The organism is Pseudomonas sp. GW823-FHT02C05 (assembly GCF_058797595.1).
In genome coordinates, this window is the sequence record NZ_JBXAJU010000005.1 from 552,259 (window position 1) to 570,642 (window position 18,384).

Sequence of the window (18,384 nt, forward strand, 5' to 3'; positions counted from 1 at the left end):
TTGTTATGCCCACCCCATCCCGTCCTCCCCTGTAGGCGCTGGCTTGCCAGCGAAGGGGACCGCCTGACCGCCCTTCTGATTTCACCGAGTGCCGACTGGCGCTTTGCGCCTGCACCAAGCCTGTGTCCGGTAATTGTGGAAAACATTCCTGGCAAGCTGCTTTAACGCGGCATAAAGACGCTGCAAACAGTTGTTTTTCCACTGTTTTGACTTGTCCCCGTTTGCTGTGGAGCGGGCTGTGGGTAACGTGGGTGTAGCTGGCTGCAGGCCTTTAACCACGTGGCTTGCAGGCGATTGGTTGTTTTTTGATCGGTGCTTTTTGTGGGAGCTGAAGGTGCGCTTGTCAACCTTTTTATTGTCGCAGCTGTACCTGGAAAAGGGTTGGGATAAGCCTGTGGATAAGTCTGTGATTAAACTCTGGAAAGACGGCTCTGAGCGGCGTAGTTACTGGCCTCTGGCCTTGTCAACCTTGACCGTGCGGTCATCTTTGCCCGGGCCGGCTGCATGGACCCGCGGTCCGGGTCAAGCAAAAAACTTCTGCTGGACCCGCGCAGGCCCTGTGGATAGCGGCTTTCAGCCCTTTGCACTTGCCCCCAAAGACTGTGGACCGGCCTGTGGATAAGGTGCGTGCACATGGCTGCAGGCCATGTAACCCGTGGCTTGGCGCCTGGTGAGTGTTTTTTGTACAGCGAGCATCGGGCGCGCTCACCGCTTGCGGCTCTTTACGGCCAACGGCGCGGTTGCCGGTAGGAGCCGGCCCGGGCATGCTGCGAAGCGTTTTTTATCGAAACGGCGGCTCGCCACCCAGCAAGGAGAACACCATGACTTCCACACTGTTCATTACGGGCGCGACTTCCGGTTTTGGCGAAGCCTGCGCCCGGCGCTTTGCCGCAGCCGGCTGGTCCCTGGTACTGACCGGCCGCCGCGAGGAGCGCCTCAACGCGCTGTGCGCGGAGCTGTCCAAACAGACCGAGGTGCACGGCCTGGTGCTCGATGTGCGCGACCGCAAGGCTATGGAAGAGGCCATCGCCCAGTTGCCGCCCTCGTTCAGCAAGCTGCGCGGGCTGATCAACAACGCCGGCCTGGCCCTGGGCGTGGACCCGGCGCCCAAGTGCGACCTGGATGACTGGGACACCATGGTCGACACCAACATCAAGGGCCTGATGTACAGCACCCGCCTGCTGCTGCCACGGTTGATCGCCCACGGTCGCGGCGCAGGCATCGTCAACCTGGGCTCCATCGCCGGCAACTACCCGTACCCGGGCAGCCACGTCTATGGCGCGAGCAAGGCCTTCGTCAAGCAGTTCTCCCTGAACCTGCGCTGCGACCTGCAGGGCACCGGCGTGCGCGTCACCAACATCGAGCCGGGGCTGTGCGAAAGCGAGTTCTCCCTGGTGCGCTTCGCCGGTGACCAGGCACGCTACGACGCCACCTACGCCGGGGCCGAGCCGATCCAGCCCGAGGACATCGCCGACACCATTTTCTGGGTGCTCAATACCCCGGCACACGTCAACATCAACAGCCTGGAGCTGATGCCTGTGAGCCAGACCTGGGCCGGTTTCGCCATCGAACGCAACGCCAAGTCATGAGCCTCCTGTAGCCGCTGCCGCAGGCTGCGACAGGGCCGCAGGGCCCTCCGGCGCCCGCAAGATCTTGCGCCTCCTGCGGAGGCGGTCGCAGCCTCGCCATCGCTCGGCAGCGGCTACAGTTGTACTCGGATACACATAAGCTGATTCGTTTCAGCTTGTGGTCAGCCCTGACAGGTTAGAATTCCCGCCAGAAATTTCGCCGCTGCCTCACACGAGGCGGCGTTTTTGAAGTTCGATAGGAGGAATTGTGAGTAACCGAGGTGAGCAGGCTCTGCTCAAACAATCGACCGTACTGATGTTCGCCGTGGCGATCGCCGGTATCGTCACGGGTTTTGTTTCTGGCGCCCAATCCATCCTGTTCGATGGATTTTTTTCGCTGATCGCCACCTTCATCAAGGTCCTGATGCTGATCACCGCCAAGCTGATCGCCAAGGAAAGCAACCACCGTTTCCAGTTCGGCTTCTGGCACCTGGAACCCATGGTGCTGCTGATCGAAGGCAGCTTCCTGATGCTCATCGCCATCTACGCCTTCCTCAATGGGGTGTTCGGCATCATCAACGGTGGCCGCGAGGTCGAGCTGGGGCTGGTGATTTTCTATGCGGCGTTTTTCGCCGTGGCGGAGTTCGCCTACTTCTTCTACGTGCGCCGGCGTAACCGCAAGCTCAAGTCGTCGCTGATCCAGTTCGACAACATCAGCTGGCTGGTAGACGCGATGCTCTCGGTGGGGCTGCTGGTGAGCTTCATCATCGCCTTGCTGCTCAAGCAGTACGGGCACGGCCAGTGGGCGGTGTATGTCGACCCGGCGATCCTGATCCTGCTGGCCCTGAGCATGTTGCCGCCGGCGCTGAAGATCTTGCGCCCGGCCCTGCGTGATGTGCTGGGGATCGCCCCGGACCAGTTGGACGAAAAGGTCCGCAACGTGATGGAGCAGGCCAAGGCCGCCCATGGTTTCGACGACTACATCAGCTACGTGCAGAAGCACGGTCGGGCGCGGTTCATCGAGATCCATATCGTCTTGCCGGCGCACTATCCGCTGCAGGATGTAGCGACTCTGGATCGCTTGCGCGAGGAGATTTCCAGCCAGTTGGGAGAGGCCGACGCAGCGCGCTGGCTGACCATCAGCTTTACCGGGGATCGCAAGTGGATCGCTTGATGGGCGGCGCCTGTTTCGCCGGCAAGCCGGCTCCTACAACACCGCGTAGGAGCCGGCTTGCAGGCGAAGGGCTTCAGGCAAAATATTCCGCCAGCCCGCGATAACAGGTCGCCAGGTGATAAGGCGTGGTCGACGGCATATCCCGCCGGCTGACCGCGCCGCTGGTATCCAGGCATTCATTCCAGCCCCCGGCATGCAGGAAATGCGCTTGCAGCGCCTTTAGCTGACGCAGCAAGGGCGCCTGGCTGTCCGCACGCAAGGTCAGGGCGCGCAGGTACTCGGCCTGGGCCCAGATGCGCTGGGTGGCGTCCTTGACGCCGGCTCGGGGCGGCAGTTCGAGCATGGCGCACACGGCGCCGCTCTCGGGCTCGACACCCAGTTGCTCGGTAAAGGCGAAGGCTCGTTCCACGCAAGCGTGCAGGGCTCTGCCGCGCAGTAACTGTGATGAGGCCAGCAGGAAGTACCACTCGAACTGGTGCCCCGGCTCGAACCAGTTATCCACAGCTCCCAGGGGCTTCTCCATCATCACCCCGTGCTGGGGGTCGATGAACTGCTGCTGCATGGCCTGGCACAGGTCCAGCAACGCGGCTTGCACCGCAGCGTCCTCGCGTACGGCCAGGATCGCGAGAAAGGCTTCGGCCAGGTGCATCAGTGGATTCTGCAGGGGCCCCGAACCCAATATGCACCAGTCCTCGGCGAGGCTGGCTTCGTAGAGCCCGTCGCCGCGGGCGAAGCGCTGGGCTACCACTTCCAGGGCGGCGTTGAGCACCGACTCCACCAGCGGCTCGCGGACCTTGGCCCAGTAATGAGCGCAGGCGAAGAGGATAAAGGAGTGGGTATAGAGGTCCTTGCGGCGATCCAGCGGCGCGCCTTCGGGGTCGATGCTGTAGAACCAGCCACCGTGCTCGGCGTCGTGGAAGTGCCGCTGCAGCGAGCGAAACAGCGCGGCGGCACGCTCCTGGGCAAAGGGCGCGGCGGCATCGCCGATCAATTGGGAAAACAGATACAACTGTCGGGCACAGGCCATGGCTCGATAGCGCTGCGGCGGCAGCGGCCGATGCTCGGCGTCCAGCGCCTCATAGGGCAGCGCCAACTGCGGATTCCAGCCCGGGCCTTGCCACAGCGGCACTATCACCTTGTGGAAATGCTGCTGCATGGCGTTGAACAGAGCGCTCGATTCAGGCGAGGTGGCGGAGCGGGATACATCGGGCATTGGCTGGCGTCGTCACGGCAGTTTTGAATGCGCGACATGTTACCAGAGAAGCCCCACAAGGCGGCTTGCCCGCCGAGCACGACCTGCTGGCAGGAGCTGGCTTGCCAGCGAAGGCGGCCCGCAAGATCGCCTTCGCCGGCACGCCGGCTCCTGCAGATGAAGCAGGGATCAGCCTGCCAGCAACCAGACGCCCGTAGCGGCCGAGGCCGCACCGGCCAGGCGCACCAGCGGCGCTGCCGCCTGAGGCAGTACCCGTACCACGGCATAGCCGGCGGCATGCAGGGCCGCAGTGGCCGCCACAAAACCGGCGGCATAGGCCCAAGGGCTGGACATGTCCGGCAGTTCCAGGCCGTGGGCCACGCCATGGAACAGGGCAAACAGCGCGGTGGCGGCAATCGCCAGGCTCAGGGGCGGGCGCACGGCCAGGGCCACGGCCAGGCCCAGGGCCAATACCGAGGCGGCGATGCCGCTTTCCAGGGCCGGCAACTCCAGGCCCTCGAAGCCCAGCACACCACCGATCAGCATGGTGCCGACGAAGGTGCAAGGCAGCGCCCAGCGCGCGGCGCCTTGCTGCTGGGCGGCCCACAGGCCGACAGCGAGCATGGCCAGCAGGTGGTCGAGGCCGCTGATGGGGTGGCTGATACCGGCCATCAGGCCGTTGTCGCCATGGCCCGGGTGGGCGAAGGCCAGGGCCGGGGTCAGCAGCAGGGCCAGGGCCCCGAGGATGCGTTTTAGGGTCATGGAGTGGCTTTCCTTGTTGAGCGGATTGGGTTCGGGGATCAGGCAGCGGTGAGCAGGCCCTGGCGTTCGATGAAGGCGATGATGTCCGCCAGGCCCTGGCCGGTTTTCTGGTTGCTGAAGACGAACGGCTTGCCGCCGCGCATGCGCTGGGTATCGCTGTTCATCATCTCCAGGGAGGCCCCCACCAGCGGCGCCAGGTCGATCTTGTTGATCACCAGCAGGTCGGATTTGCAGATGCCCGGACCGCCCTTGCGCGGCAGCTTGTCACCGGCGGAAACGTCGATCACATAGATGGTCAGATCGGAGAGTTCGGGGCTGAAGGTGGCCGAGAGGTTGTCGCCGCCGGACTCCACCAGGATCAGGTCGAGCCCGGGAAAGCGCCGGTTCAACTGGTCCACCGCTTCCAGATTGATCGAGGCGTCTTCGCGGATCGCGGTGTGCGGGCAGCCGCCGGTTTCCACGCCGATGATCCGTTCCGGCGCCAGGGCCTCATTGCGTACCAGGAAGTCGGCGTCTTCGCGGGTGTAGATATCGTTGGTCACCACCGCCAGGTTGTAGCGCTCGCGCAGGGCCAGGCACAAGGCCAGGGTCAGGGCGGTTTTACCGGAGCCCACCGGGCCGCCGATGCCGACGCGCAGAGGTTGTGCGTTCATGAGTTTCTCCTAGGAACGGAACAGGCGGCTGTACTGGCGCTCGTGGGCCATGCTCGCCAGGGACAGGCCGAAAGCGGCGCTGCCATGATGGTTGGGGTCAAGGTTCGCGGCGTGGTGCTGGGCTTGCTGCAACAGTGGCAGCAGCTCGCTGGTCAGGCGCTGGGCGGCCTGCTGGCCCAGGGGCAGGGTCTTCATCAGCACCGCCAGCTGGTTTTCCAGCCAGCTCCACAGCCAGGCGGCCAGGGCGTCCGCCGGGCTGATGCCCCAGGCCCGTGCCGCCAGGGCCCAGCCCAGGGCCAGGTGTGGTTCGTCCTGGTGCGTCAGCAGTTCCCTGGCATCGCTGTCCAGTTCCGGCAAACCCTCCAGCAGTTGCTTGAGGGAATAACCCATCTGCCGGCTTTCCTGGTAAAGCTCGCGGGTTTCGCGGCTGGCCCGATGTTCCTCGCACAACTGCTGCAAGCGGGCCCAGTCCTGGTCGGCTGCGGCCTGACAGTGGGCGAGCAGCAGCGGTGCTTCGAAGCGTGCCAGGTTCAGCAGCAGTTGATCGCTGATCCAGCGGCGGGCGCTGGCCTGATCATTTACCCGCTGCTGCTCCACGGCCATTTCCAGGCCCTGGGAATAGCTGTAGCCGCCAATCGGCAACTGCGGGCTGGCCAGGCGCAGCAGGGCCCAGGCCGGGTTCATGGGCGGACGCCGAACTGGTGCAGGCGCGGCGGATAGTTGAAGTCTTCATCGCCGTGGCGCGAATGATGGTGGCCGCCGCCATAGGCGCCATGCTCGGGCTGGAACGGTGCCTCAAGGGGCGCGGTGCTGGCCCCCAGCTGTTCGAGCATGGCCTTGAGCACATAGTCGTCCAGCAGGCGCAGCCAGCCGTCACCCACCTGCAGGGCCACGTGGCGGTTGCCCAGGTGATAGGCGGCTCGGGTCAGTTCGAAGGCGTTGCGGCAGGTGACGTGCAGCAGGGCTTCCGGGCGGGCGCAGACCTTGACGATGCGCCCGTCCTCGGCCTCCAGGAACTCACCATCGTGCAGCGGTGGCTGGCCCCGCTCCAGAAACAGGCCGACGTCTTCACCGGCGGCACTGAAACAGCGCAGGCGGCTTTTGCTGCGGGCCTCGTAAGTCAGGTGCAGTTCGGCGGACCAGGTGGCTTGGGGGGCGGTTCTGCGGTGGATCACCAGCATCGGAAAGCTTCCAGCTATGAGCGATGCACAAGCCAGAGCAAGGGCCTTGCCAATCACTCGGTGGAGAGGGAAAACCCTTTCTCGATGCCGGAACTGCGCCTGAAAAAGGGGCAAAACCTTGTTTCATCTTGTTACAAATTGATGCGCTGAGCTGATTTATAGCACTGAGTTGGTGCGCGGGAAATGTTTTTGCTGCAATCCGGTGCCCGGCGGGCAGGCAGGCGCAAACGCGCAGCCCAGAGCGGGGCGCATAGTGTGAAGGGGGCAGTGGTGCGGGCGAGTTACTCGGTGCTGCCCAGGCCTTGCCAGTGCTTGAGGCCGATGAAGATGAAGCGCAGTTGCTGGGTGATCTTGGCCTGGGGCGTGAGGTGTTCGGGCAGGGCCTGGGCCGGGGGATCGATGATGTCGGGCAGGGTGGCGAACACGCTTTTGACGATCAGGTCGGCCATGACGCTGAGATCGGCGGCGTCCAGGTGCTGGAGCTTGGGCATCAGGGTGAGGTCGGCGGCGAGGTCCGAACTGATGTTCTCGCGCAAGGTGGCGATGGCCTGGCGAACCGGCAGCGAGCCGCCGTACTGCTCTCGGGCCAGAAACAGGAACTGCGAGCGCTTGGCTTCCACCACATCGAGGAAGATGCGTACCGAGGCATCGATGATGCCGCCCATGACGAATTCATTGTGGCGCACCAGGCGGATGGTTTCGCGAAAGGTCTGGCCGACTTCGCTGACCAGTTCCAGGCCCAGTTGGTCCATGTCGCTGAAGTGCCGGTAGAAACCGGTGGGCACGATACCCGCGGCTTTCGCCACTTCCCGCAGGCTCAGGCTGCCAAACCCACGGCCACACTCCATCAGGTGCCGGGCGGCATCCATCAGGGCGTTGCGGGTCTGTTGCTTCTGTTCGGCGCGGGGCAGCATCGGCGGGGCGTTCTTTGCTCAATGGGAGCGGCGCACTCTAGCAAATCAACTTTGCCGGAGTCGAACTGCTGTCAGAGACAGGAGGGAGAGGCAGGGGGAAAAATGCAGCTGCTATGAAAGTCAAAGCCCGATCCAGGGATCGGGCTTTTTTCCAGGGCCAGCATGGCCTTAGCTCGCAGCTTGATGACGTTCGGCCAGGCGATCAGCACCGCCTTCGGCAACGGTCTGACCTTGAGGTGTACGGCTGTAGCCATCTTCCACCAGGCCTTTCTCTTCCAGGCGATCACGGCCGCCTTCAGCTACGTTTTGACCTTGTGGGGTGCGGTCGTAGCCATCTTCGGCGACGTTCTGGCCTTGAGGTGTACGGTCGTAGCCATCTTCGGCAACGTTCTGGCCTTGAGGGGTGCGATCATAGCCGTCTTCGGCAACGCTCTGGCCTTGTGGAGTACGGTCATAACCGTCTGCAGCGACTTTGTTGCGTTCGATCAGGCGATCCGAACCGCCTTCGGCCAGGGTCTGGGTGAACACGCTGTGGCTGGCCTTGACCTGTGGGGTGGCTTGTTCAGCGGCTGGCAGGGCGAAGGCGTTGGCAGCCAGAACAGATATGGCGAGGCTCAGTAAAAGTTGGCGTTTCATGATGGGTTGCTCCTTGGTAGGGCGATAAATTGGGTACGGAGCTAATGTTACCGCCGCTAAATCGATATAAAAGTTCATAAACACAATGGTAATAATCAACGGAATTGATTGTTTGCCGCGAAGGCTCTAGCTCGGGCGTTAACGCCGATTGCTTTTGCACCAGGGTGGGTATTTTCGACTCACTGCCGCTTCAGGGAGGGGCGGCTCGAGGTAACACAAAGCTGTCCGAGTGATCAGGAAAGCAGGTTTTTTCAGCGGATCGGGTAGCCGGATTAAACCTGCGCGGGCTTTGTCAGTCGTAGTTTTCATGGCCGGTGATTTTTCCATCGGCAGTTCATCGATGCGTCGTGGTTGGGCGCTCAGTTGTCTTCAGGAGTCTCGTGCAATGACGCGCACTCGTAAAATTCTCGCCTGGTCCATCACTGGCCTGATCCTGCTACTGGCGGTGCTGGTGCTGGTGATCGCGTTCTTCGATTGGAACCGGATCAAACCCACGCTCAATGCCAAGGTCTCCGAGGAGTTGCACCGGCCCTTCGCGATCAATGGCGATTTGTCGGTGGTCTGGCAACGCGAACCTGACGAAGGTGGCTGGCGGGCCTGGGTGCCCTGGCCTCACGTGGTGGCCGAGGACCTGACCCTGGGCAACCCGGACTGGTCCAAGGCGCCGCAGATGGTCAGCCTCAAGCGGGTTGAGCTGCGCATTTCGCCTCTGGCCCTGCTGGCGCAACGGGTGAGCATTCCGCGCATCGACCTCACCGAGCCCGACGCCGCGTTGCAGCGCTTGGCCGACGGGCGCGCCAACTGGACTTTCAAGTTCGACCCCAAGGACCCGAACGCCGAACCGTCCAACTGGACGGTGGACATCGGTGCCATCGGTTTCGACAAGGGCCACGTGACCCTCGATGACCAGAGCCTGAAGACCCAGCTGGACCTGCAGGTGGAATTGCTCGGCAAGCCGATCCCGTTCAGCGATATCGTCGGTGAAAGTGAAGCGAAGAAGGTGGCCGAGAAAGGCGCCGAGGCCCAGGCCTATGCCTTCGCCCTCAAGGTCAAGGGCCAGTATCACGGGCAGAAGCTCGCCGGCACCGGCAAGATCGGCGGCCTGCTGGCCTTGCAGGATTCCCGCAAGCCGTTTCCGCTGCAGGCCCAGGCGCAGATCGGCGACACCAAGGTGGAGCTGCGCGGCAGCCTGACCGACCCGCTGAACCTCGGCGCCCTGGACCTGCGCCTGAAGCTGGCGGGCACCAGCCTGGGCAACCTCTACCCGCTGACCGGGGTGACCCTGCCGGATTCGCCGCCCTATTCCACCGACGGCCACCTGACCGCCAAGCTGCACGATCCGGCGGGCGCGACCTTCAGTTACCAGGACTTCAACGGCAAGATCGGCGACAGCGACATCCACGGCAACCTGACCTACGTGGCCAGCCAGCCACGGCCCAAGCTCAGTGGCGCGCTGGTGTCCAACCAGTTGCTGATGAGCGACCTGGCGCCGCTGATCGGCGCCGACTCCAACGCCAAGCAGAAGGCCCGGGGCGGCGAGAGCAAGCAGCCGGCGGACAAGGTGCTGCCGGTGGAAGAGTTCCGCACCGAGCGCTGGCGGGACATGGACGCCGATGTGGAATTCACCGGCAAGCGCATCGTCCACAGCGCCGAGCTGCCGTTCACCGATCTGTACACCCACCTGGTGCTCGACGACGGCCAGCTCAGCCTGGAGCCCCTGCGCTTCGGCGTGGCCGGCGGCAAGCTCGACGCCCAGATCCGCCTCAACGGCCACACCACGCCGCTGGAGGGTCGGGCCAGGCTGACGGCGCGCAATTTCAAGCTCAAGCAACTGTTCCCCACCTTCGAACCGATGAAGACCAGCTTTGGCGAGCTCAATGGCGATGCCGACATCGCCGGTCGCGGCAACTCGGTGGCGGCCCTGCTGGGCAGCGCCAACGGTGACCTGAAGATGCTGATCAACGATGGCGCCATCAGCCGCAGCCTGATGGAAATCGCCGGGCTCAACGTCGGCAACTATGTGGTCGGCAAGATGTTTGGCGACAAGGAAGTGAAGATCAATTGCGCGGCGGCCGACTTCGGCATCAAGAGCGGCCTGGCGTCTTCCCGGCTGTTCGTCTTCGACACCGAGAACGCCATCATCTACATCGATGGCACCGCCAATATGGCCAGCGAGCAACTGGACCTGACCATCACTCCGGAATCCAAGGGCCTGCGCCTGTTCTCCCTGCGCTCGCCGCTTTATGTACAGGGCAAGTTCATCCAGCCCAGTGCCGGGGTCAAGGCCGTGCCCCTGGTACTGCGCGGTGCCGGCATGGTGGCCCTGGGGGTGATCGCCGGGCCTGCTGCGGGCCTGCTGGCGCTGGTGGCGCCCAGCGGCGATGAGCCCAACCAGTGCGCGCCGCTGTTGCAGCAGATGCGCTCGGGCAAGGCACCGGTGACGGTGAAACCGACTCATTAAGGGCCTGGGCGCGCGGCCAGAAAAAAGCCCGCCGCTGCAGGCAGGGCGGGCTTGGGGGAGAGGGCGTTACAGGTCGTTGAGGATGTCAGCCATGTCGTCGGCGTGTTCTTCTTCCTGGGCCAGGATCTCTTCGAACAGGCGGCGGGTGGTGGGGTCCTTGTCACCGATGTACTGGATGATCTCGCGGTAGCTGTCGACCGCGATGCGCTCCGCCACCAGGTCTTCGTAGACCATTTCCTTCAAGGTGTTGCCGGCCACGTACTGGGCATGGGAGTGCTTGGACAGCAGGTCGGGGTTGAACTCCGGTTCGCCACCGAGCTGGACGATGCGCTCGGCCAGTTTGTCGGCGTGCTCGGCTTCCTGGGTGGCGTGTTCGAGGAACTCGCTGGCGGCGACGCTGGCCTTGATCCCGTTGGCCATGAAGTAGTGGCGCTTGTAGCGCAACACACAGACCAGCTCGGTGGCCAGCGACTCGTTGAGCAGGCGCAGTATCTCCTCGCGATCGGCGTTGTAGCCCTCGGTCACGGCTCCGTTTTCCACGTGTTGGCGGGCCCGTTCGCGCAGGGTGTTCACATCAGACAAATGCATGTCGCTCATCTCGATCTCCTGGAGGCTAATCCGATTTACGCCAGGCTCTGTTGGCCTGATCGCTACCTTGGTTGTGAGTCGCGGCGGCGGCAAAAAGTTTTATCGGATGTGCCCGGCGGTCAACTGCGTGCCAGTGGCGGGTGCCCGGCCAGCAATGATTCCTGCTGCAGCCATTGAAGGAAGGCGCGCACCGGCGGATGGCGCTCGCGGCCGGGCACGCACAGGGCGCTGTAGCCGGCGCCGTCCACCTGGACTTCGGGTCGGTAGGGCTGCAGCAGGCCGCTGGCCACGCTCTGGGACACCAGGATGTCGCTGGCCAGGACCAGGCCCTGGCCGGCAATGGCCGCTTGCAGGGCGTACTGTTCCTCGTCGTAGGAGCGGATCAGCGGCGCGTCATCGAACCAGCTTTCCCCGGCCTGGGCGCACCAGGCCTGCCAACCGTCGGCATACAGCCGGGAGTTGCGCCAGTGCACGCTGATCAGGGTCGGCGCCTGCTGGCGGGCCAGGGCCACCTGCTGGGGCGAGCCGTAGACCGCGAAACGTTCGTCGAACAGGCACAGGCCGTGCAGGTCCAGGTAGCCCTCCTGGCTGTAGCGGATCGCCACGTCGATGCTGGCGTCCTGTTGCAGGTCCACCACCTCGCACTGGGTATCCAGGCGCAGGCTGATGCCGGGGTGCCGGGCATAGAAGCGCCCCAGCCGCGGCACCAGCCACAGGGCGGCAAAGGCCGCGGTGGTGGAAACGGTCAGTTGGGCATTGCTGGGCGTGGGCCGCAGCGTATCGACACTCTGGGTCACTTCCAAAAGAGCACCGTGCAAGCTGTGAAACAAGCGCTGGCCGGGCTCGGTCAGGCGCACCTGGCGCGGCAGTCGTTCGAACAGCGCCACCCCCAGCCAGTGCTCCAGGCTGCGGATCTGGTGCGACACCGCGGTGGGCGTCACCGACAGGTCCTCGGCGGCGGCCTTGAAACTCAGCAGGCGCGCGGCGGACTCGAAAGTGCGCAGGGCGGTGAGGGGCAGGTGGGCGAACATCGAGTGCTCCATGGCTGATATAAATTCATCTGAAAGAAATTCTGTTCATTTGTTGCAGTGCGGCTGTGCTCTTAGCTTTAGCGCGGACCGGCCTTGGTTTCAAGGCCTCCATCAGCAACCCCTCTGAGGCAGATGAGATGAGTACAGTTCTTGCGATCCACGGTAGCCCACGGGGCGAGCGTTCCCACAGCCGGCGCCTGGCCGACGCCTTCCTCCAGGCCTGGCAAGCGGCCAATCCCCAGGGGCAGTTGACCCGGCGCGAGGTTGGCCGGGGTGCCTTGCCCCACGTCAGCGAAGCTTTTATCGCCGCCGCGTTTTATCCACAGCCCGAGGCGCGGCCTCTGTCGATGCAGGCCGACCTGGCCCTGAGCGACGAACTGGTGGCGGAGTTGCTTGACCATCAGCGCCTGGTGATCTCGGCGCCAATGCACAACTTCAGCGTGCCCAGCGGGATCAAGGCCTGGGTCGATCACATCGTGCGCCTGGGGCTGACCTTCAACACCCAGCAGGACAACGGCGTGGCCCAGTACCAGCCCCTGGTGCAGGGCAAGAAGGTGTTGATCGTTACCAGCCGCGGCGGGGGCGGCTTTGGCCCGGGGGGCGAGCATGAAGCGATGAACCACGCGGACCGCTGGTTGCGCACGGCCCTGGGTTTTATCGGTATCGAAGACGTCACCGTGGTTGCGGCGGAAGGCGAGGAGTCGGCGCCCGAGCGATTCGCGCAGTCCTGTGGCGAAGCCCAGCAGCGCCTGCTGGCCCTGGCGCAGAGTTTCTGAGGGGGCGGCGCCATGGCCTGGATGTTCCTGCTGCTGGCGGCGGCCTTCGAGGTCACGTTCGCCATGGGCATGAAGTACGCCGAGGGCTTTACCCGGCCCTGGCCGTCGCTGCTGACGGTGGTCGCGGCGGTGGGCGGGATCTATTTCCTGACCCTGGCCATGCGCGAGTTGCCGGTGAGCGTGGCCTACCCGATCTGGACCGCCATCGGTTCCCTGGGCACGGTGCTGCTGGGCTGCCTGCTGCTGGGAGAAAGCCTGACGGCGGTCAAGCTGGTGTCGGTGGGGCTGATCGTGGCGGGGGTGGCCGGGCTGAAGTAGCTGCCGGGAGAAACGGGCTGTCACCGGTTTGTCGCCAAAGCGTCATGGGGGCTGACGACGGCCTCGGTTATGGTCTAGCTTTCAGCCAGCCCCCGCTGCCTTCGCACAAGGATGTCGCCGCATGTCCCAAGAGCTTGCCACCCGTTACCCCCTGGTCCTGGTGCCCGGCATGCTCGGCTTTGTCCGCCTGCTGCTGTACCCCTACTGGTACGGGATCATTCCGGCCTTGCGCCGGGGCGGGGCGCAGGTGATCGCGGTGCAGGTCTCGCCGCTCAATTCCAGCGAGGTGCGCGGTGAGCAGTTGCTGGCGCAGATCCAGCGGATCATGGCCGAGACCGGCGCCGCCCGAGTCAACCTGATCGGCCACAGCCAGGGCGCGCTCACCGCGCGTTACGCCGCCGCCAGGCGCCCGGACTGGGTGGCCTCGGTAACGTCGGTGGCGGGGCCCAACCATGGCTCCGAGCTGGCGGATTATCTGCAACGGCATTCACCCGCCCATAGCCTGCGGGGGCGAGTGCTGAGCCTGCTGCTGAGGGGGATTTCAAGCCTGATGCGGTTGCTGGAAACCGGCTATCGCGGACCGAAGCAGCCGGTGGATATCCATGCTTCGCACCAGTCCCTGACCACCGAGGGCGTGGCCCTGTTCAACCGCCAGTACCCCCAGGGGTTGCCGCAGGAATGGGGCGGGCAAGGGCCGGCGCAGGTCGACGGTGTGCACTACTACTCCTGGTCCGGCATTTTGCAGCCGGGCAAGACCAACCGCGGGCGTAACCTGTTCGACGGCACCAACCGCAGTTGCCGGCTGTTCGCCCGCACCTTCGTCCGTGAAGCCGGCCAGTGCGACGGTATGGTGGGGCGCTACAGCTCGCACCTGGGGCAGGTCATTGGCGATGATTACCCGCTGGACCATTTCGATATCGTCAACCAGTCCCTGGGGCTGGTGGGCAAGGGCGCGGAGCCGATCCGCCTGTTCGTCGAACATGCCCGGCGCCTCAAGGCCGCCGGACTCTGATCTCAGCGTTGCCCGGCAGAAGCCGGCTTGCCGGCGAGCGGTCCCAGCACGGTGGTCCAGCGTTCCGAGAGAATCACCCCGCCCAAGGTCAGCAAGCCACCCACCAAATGGAACCAGGCCAACTGCTCATGCAGCACCACTGCCGCAATCAGCGCCGTGATCAACGGCAGCAGATTGAAAAACAGCGTGGTCCGGCTTGGCCCCAGGCGCACCACCGCCTGCATCCAGGCCAAGGGCGCGAGCATCGAAGCCAGCAGGCAGGCATAGAGCACCAGCGGAATGTTCTGCAGAGTCGGGCCTACCTTCGGCGAAGCCAGGAACAACGGTAGCAGCACCACGACCGCCACCAGCACCTGCAGATACAACAGCACCAGCGGCGGCAGGCGCAGCTGCCATTTCTTCAGCAGGGTGCTGTAGATGGCGTAGGCCAGGGTGGCCACCAGCATCATCGCGTCCCCCAGGTTGACCCCGTGTTGCAGCAGCGCGGCCAGGCTGCCGGAGGACACCACCACCAGCACCCCGGCGAAGGACAGCACGGCGCCCACCAGGGCTCCGGCAGTCAGGCGCTGGCCCAGGGCCGCGATGGCCATGGCCAGGGACATCAGCGGCATCAGCGAAAGGATGATGCCCATGTTGGTGGCCGAGGTCAGGCTGGCGGCGAAGTAGGCCAGGCTCTGGTACACCGCCATGCCCAGCACGCCGAGAATGGCGATGCGCCAGAGGTTGGGGCGGACCTCCGGCCAGTGCTTGATCACCGGCTTGAGCATGAAGGGGGTAAACAGCAGGCCCGCCAGCAACCAGCGATAGAAGCCGATCTCCGCGGGAAAGATCGCGCCCACGGCGAGTTTGTTGATCACGGTATTGCCGGCCCAGATAAAGATGGCCAGCAGTGGATAAGCGTATTGCATGGAGACAACCAGACAGTTGATGAAGGCTGATTATCCTCTTGTCCGGATCAATGCCTATACTGCGAACCGGACAACCCGCCCCGACATCCGGACAGCATGAGCAAAAAACACATCGATCTCCTGGATTTCCACGGGCTGCCCGCGCCGGTGTACTTCCGCTATGCCGACTTCGCCGCCCACAGCCATGCCCTGGAGCATCGCCACCCCTGGGGCTGCCTGGAGTATTCGGCCCACGGCGTGATGCACATGGAGATTGCCGGCCAGCGTTTCATGTCGCCTCCGCAATATGCGGTGTGGGTGCCGCCACAGACGCCCCACAGTTTCTACACCGCGCAGCCGATCAACTACCGCGCCGTACTGCTGGCCCCGGAGCTGTGTGCCGAGTTGCCGGCCGGGGGCAGTACCCTGGCCATCAGCGAGATCCTCAAGGCGATCCTCAAGGACTTCGCCGCCCGTGACGTGCAGATCCCCGAGGGCGAGGCCGACCAGCGCCTGGCCCAGGTGCTGCTGGACCAGTTGCGCCAGGCGCCGGTGCATACCTGTTACCTGCCCTACGCCAGCAGCCCCGACCTGCTGCGGGTGCTCCAGGCCCTGCAGGCCGAACCGGGCAACAACCAGCCTTTGGCCCACTGGGCGGGGCTGGCCCATGTCAGCGAGCGGACCCTGGCCCGGCAGTTCGTGCGCGAATTGGGCATGAGTTTTGGCGAATGGCGCCAGCGCCAGCGTTTCCTGGCCTCCATCGAGGCCCTGGAGAGCTCGCGCAGCATCCAGGAAATCGCCTTCGACATGGGCTACAGCAGCGCCTCGGCGTTTATCGCGATGTTCCAGCGCCAGGCTGGCAGCACGCCGGAGCAGTATCGCCGGGCCGGCCTGCAGAACAGGTGAAGGTGTAACAGGCTTTGTCTACACTGCGCTGGAGGCCGTGCCCGTCGGCGCGGTGACAAGGAGAAAACTCCATGAAGATGTTGCGTATTCCGTTGTTGATGGTGGGCCTGCTGCTGTGCTCCCAGGGTTTTGCCGCCACCGCCCAGCAGAACAAGATGACCACCTGCAATGCCGAGGCCACCGCCAAGACCCTGAAGGGCGATGAGCGCAAAGCCTTCATGAGCACTTGCCTCAAGGCGGCCCCGGCAGCTGCGGCTACCCCGTCCACGCCTCAGGAAAGAATGAAGACCTGCAACGCCACGGCCACCACCCAGGCGCTCAAGGGCGATGCGCGCAAGGCGTTCATGAGTGATTGCCTGAAGAAGAAATGAGCCTGAATCGATGGGGCCGAGGTATCGCGCGCGCTACAGGACCTTGGCCTGCATCGGTTTTTCAGAGTTTCGCAGCACGTAAACCATTAGCTTTCAATGAGATAGGTCTGGCAGCTACCGCTCGTCGCTTTTTTGTTATGTAAATTTTTTTACATTTACACTTTGTTCCCTTCGAAAACAGGTGCCGGGACGCACCACGCGGACGTTTGGCCAGCCAAAATCCGTGATTCTAGGGAATGGAAAGCATGTCGCGTTTTGGCTTGTTCAGGCCTGTAGTAGCGTTTTGTGCTTTGTCTGCTTCGCTCGCGCTCAGCGCCGCGCCGCTGCAGACGCCGGGTGATCGCGACCTGATTCGGGATCGCCAGCAGCAGTTGCTGCAAGAGCAGCAGAAGCGCCTCGACGAACTCCAGCAACTCCCCGGCAAGACCTTGCCCCCCGAGCCTGCCCCGCAACCGGGCGAGCAGCGCTGCTTCACCATCAAGACCGTGATTCTCAAGGGTGCCGATCATCTTTCCGCCGCCGATCGCGAGCGCCTGGTGGCGCCCTATCGCGACCAGTGCCTGTCGGTGACGCAGATCAACACCCTGCTCAAGGCCATCACCCATCACTACCTGCAGCAGGGCTATGTGACCACCCGGGCCTACCTGCCGGCCCAGGAACTGGCCTCGGGGCAACTGACCATCGTGGTGGTCGAAGGCCGCCTGGAGAGCCTGGACAGTTCCGCCCTGGCCAGCTCGCGGGAACTGGCCATGGCCTTTCCCGGCACCACCGGCGAGGTGCTCAACCTGCGGGAGCTGGAGCAACTGGTGGACCAGCTGACTCGCCTGCCTTCGCGCCAGGTGGAACTGGAACTGGCCCCGGGAGAGAAACTGGGCGACAGCCGTGTCGGGCTCAAGGGCCAGCGTCTGAAGCCCTGGCGGGTATCGGCCACCCGCAACAACAGCGGCGACAAGAGCACCGGCGAGCAGCAGGCCGGCCTCGGCCTGGACTGGGACAGCCCCCTGGGCCTGGCAGACCAGCTCAGCCTGCGGGCCAACCAGGACACGGTCAGCGACCGCTGGCGCCACTCCGACAACCAGAGCCTGTTCTACAGCCTGCCCTGGGGCTGGTGGACCCTCAGTTATTCCTACAGCCAGAGCTACTACCGCACCCGCAATGACAGCACCGGCTTCGACTTCACCATGGACGGCGAAAGCAAGAACCAGCAGTTGCGCGCCGAACGGGTGCTGCACCGCGACAACCTGAGCAAGACCGGCATGAGCCTGGGCTTGAGCCAGTTGCGCACGCGCAACTACCTCGATGACAACCTGATCGACGTTTCCAGCAACCGCATCACCGAAAGCCAGCTGGGCTTCAACCATGGGCGGCGCATCGGCAATGCCCTGGTCAACGCCGACATTGGCTGGCAGCAGGGCATCGGCGCCCTGGATGCCCAGGGCAGCGGCAATCCCCATGGCAGCGAGCCGGTGGCCCGTTACAACAAATACAGCCTGACCCTGAGCTACCTGCAGCCCTTTCGCCTGTGGAACGAAAACTTCAGCTTCGACAGCCTGGCCACCGGGCAGCGCAGCGAGGACGTGCTCTTCAGCCCCCAGCGCATCAGCCTCGGCGGCCTCAACTCGGTGCGTGGCTTCCAGGACCAGACCCTGTCCGGCAACAGCGGCGGCTACTGGCGCAACCAACTGCGCTGGCGCCGTGCGGTGACCTGGCCGGCGTTGCAGCCTTTTGTCCAGGAATACGGCATGGCCTTTGCGTATGACGTGGGGGTGATCAAGGGCGATCGCTACAACCACGATGCCCGCGGCCGCATGAGCGGCAATGCCCTGGAACTCAATGCCCGCGGCCAGTACCTGGCTGCATCCGTCAGCTTCGCACGCTCCCTGGAGCGACCGGCAATTATCGAGAGGCGAGAGCACCCGGTGTACTTCCGGGTAGACCTGTTCTTCTGACTCGC

General features: G+C 64.1%; 19 protein-coding genes. 9 read left to right on the top strand and 10 right to left on the bottom strand.

The annotated features are described in order from the left end of the window. Positions 1 to 821 precede the first annotated feature (821 nt). Together AC1RGE_RS27650 and AC1RGE_RS27655 are read left to right on the top strand one after the other, a co-directional pair. Positions 822 to 1,589 carry an SDR family oxidoreductase gene (locus AC1RGE_RS27650; RefSeq protein WP_011058971.1) on the top strand — a complete coding sequence of 256 codons (768 nt, stop codon included), beginning with the start codon at positions 822 to 824 and terminating at the stop codon, positions 1,587 to 1,589. A 247-nt stretch (positions 1,590 to 1,836) separates the two neighbouring features. Then, positions 1,837 to 2,742, top strand: coding sequence for a cation diffusion facilitator family transporter (locus AC1RGE_RS27655; protein WP_011058972.1), 906 nt, complete (start codon positions 1,837 to 1,839; stop codon positions 2,740 to 2,742). A 73-nt stretch (positions 2,743 to 2,815) separates the two neighbouring features. Here AC1RGE_RS27655 and AC1RGE_RS27660 read toward each other — a convergent pair whose 3' ends face one another. The 7 genes from AC1RGE_RS27660 to AC1RGE_RS27690 all read right to left on the bottom strand — a co-directional run bounded on the left by AC1RGE_RS27660 (position 2,816) and on the right by AC1RGE_RS27690 (position 8,080). After that, entirely contained in the window at positions 2,816 to 3,955 is a 1,140-nt protein-coding gene (locus AC1RGE_RS27660; RefSeq protein WP_492585374.1) for an AGE family epimerase/isomerase, read from the bottom strand. Positions 3,956 to 4,123: 168 nt separating this feature from the next. After that, the gene (locus AC1RGE_RS27665) at positions 4,124 to 4,696 is read right to left on the bottom strand and encodes a HupE/UreJ family protein (RefSeq protein WP_015633953.1); all 573 of its coding nucleotides are present in this window, start codon (positions 4,694 to 4,696) and stop codon (positions 4,124 to 4,126) included. A gap of 38 nt (positions 4,697 to 4,734) precedes the next feature. After that, positions 4,735 to 5,349 carry an urease accessory protein UreG gene (gene ureG, locus AC1RGE_RS27670; RefSeq protein WP_011058975.1) on the bottom strand — a complete coding sequence of 205 codons (615 nt, stop codon included), beginning with the start codon at positions 5,347 to 5,349 and terminating at the stop codon, positions 4,735 to 4,737. 9 nt (positions 5,350 to 5,358) lie between these two features. Continuing rightward, positions 5,359 to 6,033 carry an urease accessory protein UreF gene (locus AC1RGE_RS27675; protein WP_065364892.1) on the bottom strand — a complete coding sequence of 225 codons (675 nt, stop codon included), beginning with the start codon at positions 6,031 to 6,033 and terminating at the stop codon, positions 5,359 to 5,361. After that, positions 6,030 to 6,530, bottom strand: coding sequence for an urease accessory protein UreE (ureE, locus tag AC1RGE_RS27680; RefSeq protein WP_015633955.1), 501 nt, complete (start codon positions 6,528 to 6,530; stop codon positions 6,030 to 6,032). The genes AC1RGE_RS27675 and ureE overlap by 4 nt, the downstream gene beginning before the upstream one ends. Before the next feature lie 281 nt (positions 6,531 to 6,811). Beyond that, on the bottom strand, positions 6,812 to 7,444 hold the full coding sequence (locus AC1RGE_RS27685) for a TetR family transcriptional regulator (protein ID WP_011058978.1): 633 nt from the start codon (positions 7,442 to 7,444) through the stop codon (positions 6,812 to 6,814). Positions 7,445 to 7,612: 168 nt separating this feature from the next. Further along, on the bottom strand, positions 7,613 to 8,080 hold the full coding sequence (locus tag AC1RGE_RS27690) for a hypothetical protein (protein ID WP_410919321.1): 468 nt from the start codon (positions 8,078 to 8,080) through the stop codon (positions 7,613 to 7,615). A 385-nt stretch (positions 8,081 to 8,465) separates the two neighbouring features. Here AC1RGE_RS27690 and AC1RGE_RS27695 point away from each other — a divergent pair, with 385 nt between their 5' ends. Beyond that, complete coding sequence (locus AC1RGE_RS27695) at positions 8,466 to 10,541, top strand: AsmA family protein (RefSeq protein WP_492585376.1); 2,076 nt, start codon at positions 8,466 to 8,468, stop codon at positions 10,539 to 10,541. 66 nt (positions 10,542 to 10,607) lie between these two features. Here AC1RGE_RS27695 and AC1RGE_RS27700 read toward each other — a convergent pair whose 3' ends face one another. Both AC1RGE_RS27700 and AC1RGE_RS27705 read right to left on the bottom strand, forming a co-directional pair. Further along, the gene (locus AC1RGE_RS27700) at positions 10,608 to 11,138 is read right to left on the bottom strand and encodes a ferritin-like domain-containing protein (protein WP_015633957.1); all 531 of its coding nucleotides are present in this window, start codon (positions 11,136 to 11,138) and stop codon (positions 10,608 to 10,610) included. Positions 11,139 to 11,248: 110 nt separating this feature from the next. Beyond that, positions 11,249 to 12,172: a LysR substrate-binding domain-containing protein gene (locus AC1RGE_RS27705; protein ID WP_162470465.1), complete on the bottom strand. Its 924-nt coding sequence runs from the start codon at positions 12,170 to 12,172 to the stop codon at positions 11,249 to 11,251. 125 nt (positions 12,173 to 12,297) lie between these two features. On the opposite strand from AC1RGE_RS27705, the gene AC1RGE_RS27710 reads away from it, so the two are divergent. From AC1RGE_RS27710 to AC1RGE_RS27720, 3 genes are all read left to right on the top strand, one after another. Continuing rightward, entirely contained in the window at positions 12,298 to 12,936 is a 639-nt protein-coding gene (locus AC1RGE_RS27710; protein ID WP_053148805.1) for an FMN-dependent NADH-azoreductase, read from the top strand. 12 nt (positions 12,937 to 12,948) lie between these two features. Continuing rightward, a complete protein-coding gene (locus tag AC1RGE_RS27715) occupies positions 12,949 to 13,254 on the top strand; it encodes a DMT family transporter (RefSeq protein WP_011058984.1) in 306 nt (101 codons plus the stop codon). Between the two features lie 121 nt (positions 13,255 to 13,375). Then, entirely contained in the window at positions 13,376 to 14,266 is an 891-nt protein-coding gene (locus AC1RGE_RS27720; RefSeq protein WP_011058985.1) for an esterase/lipase family protein, read from the top strand. A gap of 2 nt (positions 14,267 to 14,268) precedes the next feature. Here the strand turns inward: AC1RGE_RS27720 and AC1RGE_RS27725 are convergent, their stop codons facing one another. Then, a complete protein-coding gene (locus AC1RGE_RS27725) occupies positions 14,269 to 15,174 on the bottom strand; it encodes a DMT family transporter (RefSeq protein WP_011058986.1) in 906 nt (301 codons plus the stop codon). A 96-nt stretch (positions 15,175 to 15,270) separates the two neighbouring features. Between AC1RGE_RS27725 and AC1RGE_RS27730 the strand changes: the two genes are divergently transcribed. The 3 genes from AC1RGE_RS27730 to AC1RGE_RS27740 all read left to right on the top strand — a co-directional run bounded on the left by AC1RGE_RS27730 (position 15,271) and on the right by AC1RGE_RS27740 (position 18,379). After that, the gene (locus AC1RGE_RS27730) at positions 15,271 to 16,059 is read left to right on the top strand and encodes an AraC family transcriptional regulator (RefSeq protein ID WP_011058987.1); all 789 of its coding nucleotides are present in this window, start codon (positions 15,271 to 15,273) and stop codon (positions 16,057 to 16,059) included. A gap of 71 nt (positions 16,060 to 16,130) precedes the next feature. Then, a complete protein-coding gene (locus tag AC1RGE_RS27735; RefSeq protein ID WP_011058988.1) occupies positions 16,131 to 16,430 on the top strand; it encodes a PsiF family protein in 300 nt (99 codons plus the stop codon). Between the two features lie 245 nt (positions 16,431 to 16,675). After that, the gene (locus AC1RGE_RS27740) at positions 16,676 to 18,379 is read left to right on the top strand and encodes a ShlB/FhaC/HecB family hemolysin secretion/activation protein (protein ID WP_065364943.1); all 1,704 of its coding nucleotides are present in this window, start codon (positions 16,676 to 16,678) and stop codon (positions 18,377 to 18,379) included. Positions 18,380 to 18,384: the final 5 nt, after the last annotated feature.

What these genes read in the sequence shown, in the direction of transcription:
- AC1RGE_RS27650 (WP_011058971.1), top strand. Translation starts at nt 822, where the DNA reads ATGACTTCCACACTGTTCATTACGGGCGCGACTTCCGGTTTTGGCGAA.
- AC1RGE_RS27660 (WP_492585374.1), bottom strand. Translation starts at nt 3,955, where the DNA reads ATGCCCGATGTATCCCGCTCCGCCACCTCGCCTGAATCGAGCGCTCTG.
- AC1RGE_RS27665 (WP_015633953.1), bottom strand. Translation starts at nt 4,696, where the DNA reads ATGACCCTAAAACGCATCCTCGGGGCCCTGGCCCTGCTGCTGACCCCG.
- ureG (WP_011058975.1), bottom strand. Translation starts at nt 5,349, where the DNA reads ATGAACGCACAACCTCTGCGCGTCGGCATCGGCGGCCCGGTGGGCTCC.
- AC1RGE_RS27675 (WP_065364892.1), bottom strand. Translation starts at nt 6,033, where the DNA reads ATGAACCCGGCCTGGGCCCTGCTGCGCCTGGCCAGCCCGCAGTTGCCG.
- ureE (WP_015633955.1), bottom strand. Translation starts at nt 6,530, where the DNA reads ATGCTGGTGATCCACCGCAGAACCGCCCCCCAAGCCACCTGGTCCGCC.
- AC1RGE_RS27685 (WP_011058978.1), bottom strand. Translation starts at nt 7,444, where the DNA reads ATGCTGCCCCGCGCCGAACAGAAGCAACAGACCCGCAACGCCCTGATG.
- AC1RGE_RS27690 (WP_410919321.1), bottom strand. Translation starts at nt 8,080, where the DNA reads ATGAAACGCCAACTTTTACTGAGCCTCGCCATATCTGTTCTGGCTGCC.
- AC1RGE_RS27695 (WP_492585376.1), top strand. Translation starts at nt 8,466, where the DNA reads ATGACGCGCACTCGTAAAATTCTCGCCTGGTCCATCACTGGCCTGATC.
- AC1RGE_RS27700 (WP_015633957.1), bottom strand. Translation starts at nt 11,138, where the DNA reads ATGAGCGACATGCATTTGTCTGATGTGAACACCCTGCGCGAACGGGCC.
- AC1RGE_RS27705 (WP_162470465.1), bottom strand. Translation starts at nt 12,172, where the DNA reads ATGGAGCACTCGATGTTCGCCCACCTGCCCCTCACCGCCCTGCGCACT.
- AC1RGE_RS27710 (WP_053148805.1), top strand. Translation starts at nt 12,298, where the DNA reads ATGAGTACAGTTCTTGCGATCCACGGTAGCCCACGGGGCGAGCGTTCC.
- AC1RGE_RS27715 (WP_011058984.1), top strand. Translation starts at nt 12,949, where the DNA reads ATGGCCTGGATGTTCCTGCTGCTGGCGGCGGCCTTCGAGGTCACGTTC.
- AC1RGE_RS27720 (WP_011058985.1), top strand. Translation starts at nt 13,376, where the DNA reads ATGTCCCAAGAGCTTGCCACCCGTTACCCCCTGGTCCTGGTGCCCGGC.
- AC1RGE_RS27725 (WP_011058986.1), bottom strand. Translation starts at nt 15,174, where the DNA reads ATGCAATACGCTTATCCACTGCTGGCCATCTTTATCTGGGCCGGCAAT.
- AC1RGE_RS27730 (WP_011058987.1), top strand. Translation starts at nt 15,271, where the DNA reads ATGAGCAAAAAACACATCGATCTCCTGGATTTCCACGGGCTGCCCGCG.
- AC1RGE_RS27735 (WP_011058988.1), top strand. Translation starts at nt 16,131, where the DNA reads ATGAAGATGTTGCGTATTCCGTTGTTGATGGTGGGCCTGCTGCTGTGC.
- AC1RGE_RS27740 (WP_065364943.1), top strand. Translation starts at nt 16,676, where the DNA reads ATGTCGCGTTTTGGCTTGTTCAGGCCTGTAGTAGCGTTTTGTGCTTTG.